This window comes from Sorangium sp. So ce124 (assembly GCF_051525235.1).
Lineage (GTDB): Bacteria > Myxococcota_A > Polyangia > Polyangiales > Polyangiaceae > Sorangium > Sorangium atrum.
The window spans coordinates 2,768,600-2,781,091 of sequence record NZ_CP150312.1 but is presented as its reverse complement, the minus strand read 5'-3'; the positions used below and the strand labels follow the sequence as shown (position 1 = coordinate 2,781,091).

The following is a 12,492-nucleotide window of genomic DNA, read 5'->3' as shown; positions in this document are numbered from 1 at the left end:
ATCGCCGGTCGCATGCGATTTTTTGCCATTGGCACGTCCTGTGCAATCACCCGTCGATGCAGTGTTCGCGCGGCCGACGTTCGCGCCTGGCCGAGCGCGCGTGAGCGGCGCCGGTGGTGTGGGATTGCGTTGTCGGACTTCGTCTCACGATCGAAAACCACTTGATGTCCCTCGTCCTCATCTCAGCGCGCGCCCCGGCCGATCATGCCATGGATGTGCGCCCCCGCACTCCCATCCTCGTCAGGCTGATCCGGGACGCGAGATCGAAGACGCTCGATGACCCGAGGGTCGTGTCGTGACGAGCGACGCCGAGCCCAGCCCGCTCGCCGTGCCCGTTCCCAGGCGCCCGTTCCGCTGGGACGTGGCGCGCGCTTCGGGTCTTGCGCTGGCCGGCGTGGCCCTGCTGTTCGGCGGCTGGGGCGCCGCGTCGCTGTGGCTCGACAACGCGATCCTGCTGCCCTCGCCCTGGGCCATGCTGCGCGGCTTTCACGAGGTCGTGCAGGACGGCACGCTGCTCGTCGACGTCGCCGCCAGCTTGAAGCGGGTGCTGAGCGGCTTTTCGCTGGCGGCGTTCACGGCGGTGCCTCTGGCCTTGCTCGTGGTGTCGTTTCCCTCGCTGAGCCAGCTGCTCCTGCCGGTGCTCTCCCTTCTGCGCCCCATCCCGCCCATCGCCTGGGTCCCCATCGCCATCCTGTGGTTCGGCCTCGGCGATCATCCCAGCTATTTCGTCACCGCCGTCGCGGCCTTCTTCCCGATCTTCCTCAACGCCCTCGGCGGCGCTCGCGCGGTCGACTCGCAGCACCTGCGCGCGGCGCGCTGCCTGGGGGCGCGCCGGCTGTCGCTCCTGCGCTTCGTGTACCTGCCGTCGTCGCTGCCCCACGTGTGGACGGGCCTCAAGATCGGCCTCGGTCAGTCGTGGATGGCCGTGGTGACCGCGGAGCTGGTCGCCGCTCGCTCCGGGCTGGGGCACATGATCGAGCTGAACCGGCTCCAGCTCGAGACGCCGCGCGTGTTCGTCGGCATGTCGATGATCGCCATCATCGGAGCGTTGATGACGTTCGTGCTCGGCAGCCTGGAAGCCTGGATCTTCCCTTGGAAGAAGGCGGACTGAAGGTCCTTCGAACGAAGCGAGACGAAGAGAACATCATGAGTCGAGGAGTGAGGAGGTTCGGCTGGATCGCCGCGCTGACGGCGCTGACGGCCATCGCGCTGGCGGTCGCGTGGCCCCGGGTCCCGAGCGCCCAGCCGCTGGCCGTGCGCGTCGGTTATGCCACCGCGCTGCACGGCGAGATCGCGAAGGTCCTGGGCAAGACGGACATCGGCAAAGGGCACGGCATCGCGGTGCAGGCCGCCTTCTTCCAGTACGGGCCGCCGCAGATCGAGGCCCTGGTCTCCAGGAGCCTCGACGTCGCGTTCACGTCGCTCGTGCCCACGGCCACGTACCTGTCCAAGCAACCGGGCGCGGTGACGGTGATCGCCGCCGTGGGCGAGTCCGGCCACGGCCTGGTCGTGCCCGCCGACAGCCCGGCGCGTTCGCTCGCGGATCTGAGGGGAAAGACCATAGCCGTCGCCTTCGGCACGGACTCACAGGTCGATTTGCTCGCGGCGCTGCGGGAGGCCGGGCTGAACCCGGCGGCAGACGTCACGCTCGTCAACGTGCCGCCGAACGCGCAGCCCGCCACGCTCGAGCAGAGGCAGGCGGACGCGGTGCTGCTGCGCCAGCCTCAGCTGCTCAAGTTCAGCCAGAAGGGCGCGCGGGTGATCCAGCGCTGGCCGCATCACCTCTGGGCCATCGCACGCACGGAGTTCCTCGCGGAGCATCCCGGCGTGCGCGAGCGACTGGTGGCGGCGATCCAGGAAGCAGCGCAGTTCGTGGCGGCGAACCCCCAGCAGACGGCGGAGTGGTTCGCCGAGGATCTGCGCCTCGAGCCCTCGCTCGTGCAGCAGATCTCGGCCGAGAACCCGCTGTACGCCGCGGGCAAGCAGCTGTCGGTCGCTGTCTCGCCCGAGCTCAGGGCCTTCGCCGAGCGGCGCGCGCAGGAGCTCGTCGACTTCGGGCTGACGAAGAACCGCGCCGTGTTCGTGTACTGAGCCGTGGCGACCACCGTGATCGCCCCGGAGGGGCTCGAAGCGTATCTCGCGGGATTGCCGTTCCTCGGCTCGCTCAGCGCCTCGCACGTCGAAGTGCGCGCAGGGGCCGTCGAAGAGATCCTCCTTGTGTACGAGGTCGGCGCTTCGGGCATCGCCGACAGCGGCCGGCTGAAGATCACGTTCAAGTTCTACTCGGACTGGGGCGACCTGCAGACGCACGAGCCACGAGCGCGCGACTACGTGAGCGCGCGCTTCGTTCCGAGGGCGAGCTTCCCCGGCGAGAGCCCGGCGACGCTCCGGCGTCTCGCGGTCAAGTACGACACCAAGGGGCACGAGCGCCCGTACCAGAAGGCGGTCATCGTGGACCTCGTCGACGGCTTCGCGCGCCCCGGTGATCGCATCGAGGTGCGCCTCGGTGATCGCTCGCACGGCGGAGCCGGCACGCGCGTGCAGACGTTCGTGGAGGACGCATTCAGGTTCCGCGCGTACGTTGACGTGACAGGCACGTCGCGGCTGGCGGCGGTCCCCGGCGACATCGTGCTCCGCGTCGCTGCCGGGCCCCCGCACGCGCTGCGGGTGCTCACGCCGCGCGCGGCTCGGCCCGGCGTGAGCGTGCCTGTGGTGGTGCGGCTCGACGACGCCTGGGGCAACCCGTGCGCCCTCGCGGATGCCCGGGTGAGCTTCTCGCTCCGGGGCGGCGCGGCGGTGCGCGAGACGGTGAGCGAGTCGGCGACATGGCTGGCCGGCGCGCGCTCGCTTCGGCACGAGCTCCGGCCTTCGGAGGCGGGCGACCACCGGCTCGAGGTGCGCGTCGACAGCGGAGAGGAGACATGGGCTTCGTCCGTTCCGCTCTCGATTGGCGAGCTGCCCAGCGAGCGCCCGTACTTCGCCGACCTGCACGTGCACGCGCACGACACCGTCGGCACCAACTCCACCGCCTCCAACCTGAGCTTTGCGCGTGACCTCGCCGGGCTGGACGTGCTCGGCTACACGGTGAACGACTTCCAGATCACGGATCGCGACTGGAGCTCGGCGCTGGCGGACATCGCGCGCTTCCACGCGGACGGCCGCTTCGTGTGCTTCCCGGGCACCGAGTGGTGCGGCAACAGCGCCGTGGGAGGAGACCACAACGTCGTCTTCCTCTCCGACGAGGTGCGTTTCCCGAACGACGCGACCGGCAGGTCGTTGCGCTCGTTCGAGTGGCACGAGCACATGCGCGGGGCAGCGCCGGAGCCCGGCCGCTGGCCGCTCACAGCGCTTTACGCGGCGTATCAGGACGCGCCAGAGCGCTTTCTCTTGATCCCTCACGTGGGCGGTCGCCGCGCGAGCCTCGACTACCATCACACGGAGCTCGAGCGGCTGTGCGAGGTGGCGTCGTCCTGGGGGCACTTCGAGTGGCTGTTCTCGGAAGCGCTCGCGCGCGGCTACCGGCTCGGCGCCAGCGCCTCCGGCGACGAGCACCGCGGGCGACCGGGCGGGGGCGCCCCCGGCGCCTCGATCTTCGGCGTGCGCGGCGGCCTCACCGGCGTGCTCAGCCCGGCGCTCGATCGCGCCGCCATCGGCCTGGCCCTGCGCCAGCGCCGAACGTGGGCAACGACCGGCGAGCGCAACGTCGCGCTCTTGGGGTCGGGAGCGCACGTGCAGGGCGACGAGCTCGAGCACGGGGGGCCGCTGCCCGTGCGTTACCGGGTGCTCGGGCACTCGGGCTGGGAGTACGTCGCGCTCAAAGATCACCGAGGCGTGGTCTGGGAGCGCGACCTGCACAGCGAGCTCGGCTACGCCGCGAACCGGTTGCGCGTGCGCTGGGGCGGCGCGCGCGTGCGCGATCGCTATCGTTGGGCCAACTACGCGCTGTCGCTGCGAGTGAGCGGCACGGCCGTCGAAGACTGGACGGCGCGCGGCTTCGAGCACCCCGAGGAGAGCGTGCGTGCGCTGTCCGACGGGCGCTTCGAGGTTCGGAGCACCACCCACGGCGACGCGGACGAGCTCGATCTCCGGCTGGTCTCGCTGCGGGACGCCCGGCTCACGCTGGACGTGCGCGTGAGCGGCTTCGATGGCCAGCCCTGGGGAGAGGCGGCGCAGCTCGAAGTGCATGGAGGAGCGTTGCTCGACAACGGTCGGGTTCATTTCGATCTCGGCGGCGAGGGCCTCTTCGTCGCGGTCGAGCGCGTGACGGACGCGGTGCTGCCGCTGGAGCTCACGGGCGAGCTGACGCTGCCCTGGAGCGCTGCGCCGCCGGCGCGCGATGGGCGAGCGCCCGCTTATCCCGTGTACCTCTTCGGGCGCGAGATCGGTGACGCCAAGGTCTGGACGAGCCCGCTCTTCGTGCGCTGGGCTCGCTAGCTCCGCGCTCGCGAGGACGCTTTTCACAGGGTGTGAGGCTCCAGGCTGAGATAAGACGCATCGGAGCCGGAGCTCACCGGAGAGAGCGTGTCGAGGATCGACCATATGTCGTTATCGGACGCCGACGCATCCGGGATTCCGCCGCAGGAGCCCTCGGACGAGTACGCCCAGAAGGAGAATGGGAGCCACACCACGGCGGCCTCGAGCAGCGCCTCCACGCCGAACAGGTCGTAGGTCACGCCCAGCGCGTTCGCCTCCGTCTCCGCGCGATCGAGCATGGCGGGACGCCGGAGCAGCACTTCGCGCTGGAGCGCGGCGATGCGCTCGCGACAGCCCGCATCGCCGACCTGATTCAGGAAATCGACGTAACGCGGATCTTCTACGCCGTAGCTGAGCGGAGCCACGTAGGCGACCTTGTGGACCCGCCGTGTCCCGCGGGGGGATAGTCAGCCGTCCATCGAGCAAGATGTCGCAAAATGTTCCGTATCATCGTCTGTTTTTGTCGACCAGGAGATACGCTGCGAGCCGCCTCTGCTCGCGCGCTCGCGCCTGGGCCTCAGGGCGCCAGCCTGACGACAAAGCCGCTGCGGTTGGTCGGATTGGAGAGCGGGCCGTGGCCGAAGTCGATCGTGCCATCCACGAAGCCGGCGACGACCACATGCCCGGTCGCGTCGACAGCGACGCCCCCCGCCACCTGCGTCTGGCTCCTGTTCCCGTACGTCCGCTCCCATAGCAGCCCGCCCGCCGGGTCGAACTTCGCGATCAGCGCGTCACCAAAGTAATCGTACGGCGAGTCGCGCGGGTTCTTGACCTGGCCGGCGAGCAGCACGTTCCCGCTGGCGTCCACGGCCATGCTGCTCATCAGCCAATCGTACGGACCCACATAGCCCCGGCTCCACAGGTGCGCGCCCGCGAGGTCGAGCTTCGCGACGAAGCTGCTGGTCACGCCCGGGCTGCTGGACGGCGAGAGCGGACCGCCGCCGAGCTCGATGCTCCCCTTGAAGGAGCCCGAGATCACGACGTCGCCGGCCGCGTCGAGGGCGACGCCGATCAGGCTCTGCGCTCCGGCGTCGCCGTAGCGCGCGCCCCAGACCGGGTTGCCCGCCGCGTCGAGGCGGACGAGGAGAGCGTCTGCGTCCCCGGCGCTGGTCAGCGCGGTGGATCCGACCTCGATCGTGCCCAACAGGCTGCCCGCGACCAGGATCGAGCCTGCGTCGTCGACGGCCACCGCGGAGGCCCGCAGATCGTCGTAGCTGCCCAGGTCGCGGCTCCACAGCGCGACCCCGGCCGGGTCGAGCCTGGCCACGAAGACGTGTGGGTCATCGCGGCCGGTCGTGGTCATCGGACCGGCGCCGAGATCGACGGCCTCCCGGAACACGCCGGCGATGACCAGGTCCCCCGCCGGATCGAGGGCCAAAGCCGTGACGGTCGCGTACCCGGGGAAGACCTTCTGCCACTGCACGGTCCCCGCAGGATCGAGCCCGATCACCCGCGGACCGAGGCCGGCAAAGACGATGTTTCCCTCGCCATCGACGGCCACCACGGAGCAGTCATAGAAGCCTACAGGATCGTCGAAGCGGTGGGTCCAGAGATGCTCGCCGGCCGCGTCGAGCTTGGTGATGAAGCAATTCAGGTCGTACTCCGAGGTGGCGGAAACCTGCTCGCCGCAGACCTGGAAGGCGCCGGAGAAAACCCCGACGACGACGGTATTGCCGGCGGCGTCCACCACGACGGCATTGGGCACGAGGGCGGCAGGCATGACGCCCTCGCCCGAGTCCCACTCTCCCTGGCTGAGCAACAGACGGCTCCAACTCCCATCGCTCCCGTCTCCGCCCAGGCAAACCCCTTGCCCGCCGCCCTGCCCTCCGGCGCCGCCCTGCCCTCCGGCGCCGCCCTGCCCTCCGGCGCCGCCCTGCCCTCCGGCGCCGCCCTGCCCTCCGGCGCCCCCCGGCGATCCACCGGCCGCCTGTTCGCCGTTGCTGGAGCCTATCGAGAGGGAGGTGCACGCGGCGGGCATCAGCGAGGCGGCGATGCAAGCGAGGAAGAAGGCGTGGCGCATGTGGCTCAAGATAGCAGCGAAGGCGGCTGGCGAAAGAAGGCGCCGCGCCGTCGTGCTCCCGGGCGAAGGCCACCGTGCGGCCAGGATCGAGGACCCGTTCGATCACCCGTGGATCCTGTCGACGGTCATCGAGGATATCTCCGTGGAGGAGATGCAGCCACGAGACCGCCGTCCCCTCCGCGCTCGATGGCCGACGTCGTTCTCGTGGTCGGGCAGGCCCAGCTTGCCGGAGCGGCTCCCCTTGTAGGTCGTCGTGCCGTTCAGGGCGGCGGCGCGGCCAGCTCGGCACGCCGCCCGGCGCCGTCGCCCGCACCTCCTCGCAGGCTTGCTGCAGGCAGACAGCCACAGCGAGGCGCCCCGAGGGCCCGCATCAAAGCCGACCGAGCGGCGCGTGCGGAGCGCGTCCTTGCTCAGCCCATGGGAAACGCGATCTTGCCCAGCCGAGGAGCGACGTCGAGCAAGCTCGCCCGGCAGGCTCCGCCCTGATCGAGCGGCGCGCCGGCCAGGCCTGCGCGTCGGAGTTCCCTCTCCGCTCGCTCCGGAGGTCATGTACCCTGCCCTCCAGGAGGTCTGCAGCGATGGCCAAGGTGACCGCGCTGGGAATGGACACGATCACGGTGAAGTCGGGCCATCAGACGTAGCTCATGGCAGTGTGGCCCACAGTGCCTTCTCCGCCGCCGAACCAGGCTGACCTCGATCGCGTGCTCGATGAGGCCACGGCGGCGTGGCTCGTCTGCGACAAGCAGCGCTGGATCCGCGTCAGTCGCTCCGAGCTCGGCTCGCTCCGCCAGTTGCTCCGCCTCCGCAAGAGCGCGCGCGCTGGCCTCGCGGCCCGCGCACGCCGGGTGACCCTCACCTTCGAACGTGCCTGTCGGCCGTCTGGCACGCTCTGGATCGAAGGGAATTGCACCGTGCGGCTGCTCTCGTGGAGTGAGTTCGCCGATGTGGAGGAGCCTGCGATGCTCGCGGCGTGGCTCGCGGCGCACGGCGTCGACGCGCCGATGCGAGCGCTGGAGCGGAGCTGCGCTCCCGAGATCGCCTCTGTGCTGGGCACCTGGCGTGCCGCCGCGCCGCCGGAGCTCCGCCGGTACGTGGATGCGTTCTGGCAGGAGGGGCGCGCCGTGCTCGACGCCGAGGCGTATGGCGCGGCCCTGGAAGCTTTACGCGCAGCCCGAGGCGAGCCGGCGGAGATGGCCTGGGCGCTCGGTGCCTGGTACGGCGCGCGCCGGGGTCGCTGGGACGAGGCGTATGCCTTCGAGGCGGTGCCCGAGGCGATGCTCCGCAGCATCGATGCCCACGTGGTGTTCGAGGCAGCGCTCGCGGGTGTGCCCGCCGCGGCGCGCACAGGGATCACGAGGTTCTTGGTCGAACAGATCACCTGGCGCGCGCGATGGGGGATCGAGCAGCGTATGCCGCTGGAGGTGCGCGAGGCGCTCCTGGCCGCGGCTCGAGACTCCGGCGCTCAGGAGAACATCGTTCGCGCCAGGCGCCTGCTGTTCGGCGAGGGCGACCTCGCCCCGCCGGGAACCGAGCTCGTCGCGGCGTCGTCGGGGGGGCGATTCAATCGCCTTTGCACGGATGGCGCCGGCGCGTTCGGCATCGATGGTCATGAGCTCGCGCGGCTGGAGAGAGGCCATGGCACCGCCGAGCTGGCCAGGCTCCTCGCCCCCGGGAGCCCGCTCGCCGCTCGCGAGGGCAGCCTGTTCTTTCTCCGGCGCAGCGGCGTACACAGCATCTCGGTGGAAGGCGGAGAGATCCGCTCCCGCATCGGCCCACTCTTCAATTGGCCATCCGGCCGCCTGCGCCGCGTCCTCCGGCGCTTCACGGAGGCGCGCGACGCGGCGCTCGCCCGCCTCGTCCCGAACGACGCCGACCTGCTCCCGCTCGACCCCGGCCACGACGCCTGCGACGCCTACGAGGCGTTCGGCGGCCGGCTGCCGGCCGCCCTGCGGCTGCGCTCGTTCTGGGGCTGCGACGTTCCGCGCGGGCTCCTGCACGAGGTGCCGAAGCGCGGCTCTCCCCGGAACGTCGCGCTCGGCGGCCGCCCTGTCTGGCTGGGCGCGACCGAACCGGGTGTGCTCGTCGTCGTGGCGCGCGCTGACGACGAGGCGGCCGTGCTCGCGGTCGACGAGGGCGGCCCGGCCCGCTCGCTGGGCGCGTTCCGCGGCCGGGCGGACGACGTGCTCGCCGTGCTGCGCGTGGGCGGCGAGGCGTGGCTCCACCTCGCTGCGCCGCTCGGCGACATCGTCGTGGCGCTGGAGGGTGCCGCCGGCGCATGACACCACTGCAGGGGCACCTCTACCGCGGCACGGTCAGCGCCCCGCGCGCCGGCGACGATCGATGAGCGCGGTCACGATCGGGAACAGCGGCAGCGCCATCAGCACGTAGAACCCCGGCTCGTCGAACGCGGGCCCGCGCGGCCGGTAGATGCCGCCGCTGAGCAGACACGTCGCGAGGTACGCCACCAGGATGGCCGCCCCGCACAGGCTCCACAGCCGCAGATCGATCGGCGCTGGTGACGAGGCACGCGCGGCCCGCGGCGTGGCGTCCGGCGCGTCGAGGACGCCGCGCCACCGCTCGACGTCCCACAGCGCCAGCCCGACCAGGCCCGCGAACATCAGCGTGACGACCGTCGCCGTCGGGACGACCGCCGTGCTCCAGCACAACGCCAGGATCGCGCCCGTCACCGGCAGCGCCATGAATGCGCCGGCCGCCGCGAACCGCTGCGTCATGAGCAGCGTCGCGGCCACCAGCTGGACCACGCCCACGAACGTGTAGAAGTGCCCGGTCGCGTGGAACACGTGCAAGAACTCGTGGAACGGGCCGCGATTCCCCGGATCCGTGAACGGCTCGCCGAGGATCTTCTTCAGCCCCGCCGGCAGGAACGCGAAGCCGATCAGGATGCGCAGGTTCACCACGGCGAGGTGCGCCCACCGGCGCTGCCGGAACCAGGCGACCATCGCCTCGATGCGGTCCATCACGGAGTCCACGGGCCGCGCAGTGTAGCCGCCCCGCCGCGCAGTGCACGCCGCGGATCTGCTATCTCTGCCGAGCTGTCCTCGCGGTGGCCTCACCGCGCCTGCATGACGTTCTATCTGTGCCGATCGACATGACAAAAAGCCTTCCTTCGGACAGAAGAAAATCAAACGATTCGAAAATGTCAATTCGCAACTGGGCGCCAGGTTCGGGCGCGTCGCTGGTCGTGCCCGCGAGTCGGCTGGTCGAGAGCGAGCGGATCGAATCGTAGCGCGCGAGAGCCCCCGGCCGGGGCGAGGGATTGACGCGGGCCTGCGAACGACATCTCCTGAGAGCTCCGCTCTCCGTTGCCCCTGGAGGACCGTTCATGAACGGACGCCATCATGTACTCTCGCCATTCGTCGCTCTCCCGAGCGCGGCGCTGATCGCCGCCGGGCTCGCCGCCTGCTCCGAAGCGCCGGAGCCCCCGAGCCTGCTGGTGGGGACCGCTTCTGATCCCGCTTCAAGAGGCCAGGCCCACGCCGGCCAGCGCTTCTTCGATGAGCCACTCTCCGGGACCAACGGTCGCGCCTGCGCCACGTGTCACCCAGAGAGCGAGCACACCGCCCTGATCCCCGCGAGCGTCGCCGCGCGTCTCGCGCAAAACCCCGGCGATCCCCTGTTCGACGCGCTCGAAGCCGACGATCCCGGCGCCCCCACCCTCACGTTCGAGCACTTGAAGAGGGGGCTCGTCCGGATCACCCTCCCGCTGGCCGACAACATGGACCTCCTCGACAGCGCGGGGAATGTGATCACGCCGCCCGAGCGCACCGTCTCCGTGTGGCGGGGCGTGCCCTCCGTAGCAAACACGTCCTATACGGCCCCCTACCAGCTCGACGGGCGCGCTGCGACGCTGCAGGACCAGGCCATCGACGCACTCGAGGCCCACAGCCAGATCTCGCACGCCGTGGGCAACGGCAAGCTCGATCTGATGGCCGCTTTCGAGAGCTCGATCTTCACCTCCGAGCGCGCCGCCCAGGTGGCCGCCCAGATCGCGGCCGGCGTCCCCATCGCCAGCATCTCCAGCCCCGAGGACGGCATGCCCCTGACGGCCGAGCAAGCGCGCGGCCGGGCGGTCTTCCAGGCAGCTTGCACAGGGTGCCACGGCGAGGCGACCGGCAATGTCATCACCAACCCCGCGGCTCGGGACTCATTCTTCTTCGAGCTCGATCACAACGGCAATGTCGTCTACGAGGTCATCCCCGGCGTCGGCCCTGTGCCGGTCTCCAACACTCCGCCCGACAACGACTTCCTGGCCCTCGGCTTGACCGCCCTCACCTACCTTGGGCAGATCGGCGCCTTCCCGGGGCTGCTCACCAACGAGGTGGAGATGCCCCGCATCCGCCTGCGCTTCTACACGGACGGGACCCGGACCACCCAGGTCACCGACCTTCCGCCCATCCCGGTAACCGCCAGCGGCGAGCCGTTCGACCTCAACCCCGCCATCGATCCGGTGACCGGCGCGCCCATCACCGGCCCCGACTTCATTCCCCAGTGGTGGTCGACCGACCCGGGACGCTGCCTCAGCTCCGGCAGCCCCAGCGACTTCGAGTCGTTCGACATCCCCCAGCTCCGCGGCGTCGCCCACACCGCGCCTTATTTCCACGACAACAGCCATACCACCCTGGATCAGGTCGTCGACACCTACAGCCGCTTCGTCCTTCCCCTCGTCCCCGCGCTTGGCATGCCTCCCGTCCACCCGCCGGAGGCCTTGGGGCTGCCCGCCGAGGCCCTCTCTCCACGGCAGAAGGCCGACCTTCTGGCCTTCCTCGCCGTCTATTGAACTGCGAAGCGAACCGGTGATATTAGGCCCAGCGTTCGGCGGAAAGTAGACGAAAACTGGACTCTGCCTCGGCCGCGCCCACCTGCCGTACGTGCTTGCCGCCGTGAAAGCGCATGGATTGCGACGTTAGACCGAGCAGCCGCCTGCTACTATGGATGGGCCCATGACGATGGTGAACGTGTTCTTCTACCGTGAACAGCCCGATGCTCACGCGCGGCTACAAGGCTGGCGCAGCGAGAACCCGGATGGCTTCCTGCTGAACTGCCTCACGACGACATCGGGCAAGCTGCATCGCACAGAGTGTCAGCACCTCGGGGACTCCACCTGGGAGAGCGATGGCACCGGCGGCGACCTCGTTCGGAAGAGGAAGGCGTGCGCGCTCAACATCGACGCGCTTCGAGCGTGGGCCGTCAACCATGGAGTCACTGTGAACATCTGCCGTGACTGCCGCCCGGCGCAGGGCGAGGACCTGGTCGCCGCCGAGGCCACAGCAGTCGACGCGATCGGTGAGTTCGATCCCGCGGGAGTACAGGACGCCCGCGCGAAGACCATAAGCGCGATTGTTCGAAGACGGGGGCAGCCAGCATTTCGGCGGAAGCTGATTGAAGCGTACGACGGCTGCTGTGCCGTCACCGGATGTGCTCTCCTGGCGTTACTGGACGCGGCCCACATCATCGCCTACCAGGGCCCAGACACGAATCACCCTCAGAACGGACTCCTGTTGCGCACGGACATCCACAGTCTCTTTGACCTTGGCCTGCTTGCAGTCGACACGGAGAGCATGAGCGTGATCACAGCAAAGGCACTTACCGGCTCCAATTATGCATCTCTTGCTGGCACGCCACTCCGCCAGCCACGGGATCGAGCGCTTTCCCCAAGTAAGCCTGCGCTGGATCGTCATCGAGAGAAAACTGGTCTAATGAGGCAATGAACCCGACGCTCGTCCTCCCTCGCCTTCGACACGGTCGGTCGCACGCGGATTATCGCCAATCCGTTGGGCGGAGGAGTTAGAGAAGGCCGAAGTCCGCACGGAACCTGGATTTCAGCATCCCCGGTGCGGCGCTGCCCCTTGGTGAGAGCCTCGCTGCTCGCCCCGCCAGCCCCGGCCCCGGCTGGCTGGTTCGCGCCGGTCCTGATGGCTGCGGGAGCGTAGGCCAGGGCGCACGGCTCGCCGTACCGGCGTGCCGTGTGGTAGGCTCCG

10 protein-coding genes are annotated in these 12,492 nt (G+C 69.9%); 7 read left to right on the top strand and 3 right to left on the bottom strand.

Annotation, left to right across the window (positions count from 1 at the left end):
- The first annotated feature begins 295 nt into the window (after positions 1-295).
- From WMF19_RS10675 to WMF19_RS10665, 3 genes are read left to right on the top strand one after another with little or no spacing between them, the layout of a single operon-like run.
- Positions 296-1,111 (top strand): ABC transporter permease, encoded by an 816-nt coding sequence (locus WMF19_RS10675; RefSeq protein ID WP_437898977.1) that lies wholly within the window; start codon positions 296-298, stop codon positions 1,109-1,111.
- A 35-nt stretch (positions 1,112-1,146) separates the two neighbouring features.
- Positions 1,147-2,091, top strand: coding sequence for an ABC transporter substrate-binding protein (locus WMF19_RS10670; protein ID WP_437898976.1), 945 nt, complete (start codon positions 1,147-1,149; stop codon positions 2,089-2,091).
- Between the two features lie 3 nt (positions 2,092-2,094).
- Entirely contained in the window at positions 2,095-4,434 is a 2,340-nt protein-coding gene (locus WMF19_RS10665; RefSeq protein WP_437898975.1) for a hypothetical protein, read from the top strand.
- A gap of 23 nt (positions 4,435-4,457) precedes the next feature.
- Here the strand turns inward: WMF19_RS10665 and WMF19_RS10660 are convergent, their stop codons facing one another.
- Both WMF19_RS10660 and WMF19_RS10655 read right to left on the bottom strand, forming a co-directional pair.
- Positions 4,458-4,838, bottom strand: a complete 381-nt coding sequence (locus tag WMF19_RS10660; RefSeq protein ID WP_437898974.1) for a hypothetical protein — start codon at positions 4,836-4,838, stop codon at positions 4,458-4,460.
- 152 nt (positions 4,839-4,990) lie between these two features.
- A complete protein-coding gene (locus WMF19_RS10655; protein ID WP_437898973.1) occupies positions 4,991-6,493 on the bottom strand; it encodes a hypothetical protein in 1,503 nt (500 codons plus the stop codon).
- On the opposite strand from WMF19_RS10655, the gene WMF19_RS10650 reads away from it, so the two are divergent.
- Together WMF19_RS10650 and WMF19_RS10645 are read left to right on the top strand one after the other, a co-directional pair.
- Entirely contained in the window at positions 6,492-6,740 is a 249-nt protein-coding gene (locus WMF19_RS10650; RefSeq protein ID WP_437898972.1) for a hypothetical protein, read from the top strand. The genes WMF19_RS10655 and WMF19_RS10650 overlap by 2 nt on opposite strands.
- Positions 6,741-7,137: 397 nt before the next feature.
- Positions 7,138-8,772, top strand: a complete 1,635-nt coding sequence (locus WMF19_RS10645) for a hypothetical protein (RefSeq protein WP_437898971.1) — start codon at positions 7,138-7,140, stop codon at positions 8,770-8,772.
- Positions 8,773-8,805: 33 nt separating this feature from the next.
- Here the strand turns inward: WMF19_RS10645 and WMF19_RS10640 are convergent, their stop codons facing one another.
- A complete protein-coding gene (locus WMF19_RS10640) occupies positions 8,806-9,471 on the bottom strand; it encodes a hypothetical protein (protein ID WP_437898970.1) in 666 nt (221 codons plus the stop codon).
- A gap of 365 nt (positions 9,472-9,836) precedes the next feature.
- Here WMF19_RS10640 and WMF19_RS10635 point away from each other — a divergent pair, with 365 nt between their 5' ends.
- The gene (locus WMF19_RS10635) at positions 9,837-11,291 is read left to right on the top strand and encodes a cytochrome c peroxidase (RefSeq protein WP_437898969.1); all 1,455 of its coding nucleotides are present in this window, start codon (positions 9,837-9,839) and stop codon (positions 11,289-11,291) included.
- Positions 11,292-11,454: 163 nt separating this feature from the next.
- The gene (locus tag WMF19_RS10630) at positions 11,455-12,222 is read left to right on the top strand and encodes an HNH endonuclease (RefSeq protein WP_437898968.1); all 768 of its coding nucleotides are present in this window, start codon (positions 11,455-11,457) and stop codon (positions 12,220-12,222) included.
- Positions 12,223-12,492 lie beyond the last annotated feature (270 nt).

What these genes read in the sequence shown, in the direction of transcription:
- WMF19_RS10670 (WP_437898976.1), top strand. Translation starts at nt 1,147, where the DNA reads ATGAGTCGAGGAGTGAGGAGGTTCGGCTGGATCGCCGCGCTGACGGCG.
- WMF19_RS10645 (WP_437898971.1), top strand. Translation starts at nt 7,138, where the DNA reads ATGGCAGTGTGGCCCACAGTGCCTTCTCCGCCGCCGAACCAGGCTGAC.
- WMF19_RS10650 (WP_437898972.1), top strand. Translation starts at nt 6,492, where the DNA reads ATGTGGCTCAAGATAGCAGCGAAGGCGGCTGGCGAAAGAAGGCGCCGC.
- WMF19_RS10630 (WP_437898968.1), top strand. Translation starts at nt 11,455, where the DNA reads ATGACGATGGTGAACGTGTTCTTCTACCGTGAACAGCCCGATGCTCAC.
- WMF19_RS10635 (WP_437898969.1), top strand. Translation starts at nt 9,837, where the DNA reads ATGAACGGACGCCATCATGTACTCTCGCCATTCGTCGCTCTCCCGAGC.
- WMF19_RS10640 (WP_437898970.1), bottom strand. Translation starts at nt 9,471, where the DNA reads ATGGACCGCATCGAGGCGATGGTCGCCTGGTTCCGGCAGCGCCGGTGG.
- WMF19_RS10655 (WP_437898973.1), bottom strand. Translation starts at nt 6,493, where the DNA reads ATGCGCCACGCCTTCTTCCTCGCTTGCATCGCCGCCTCGCTGATGCCC.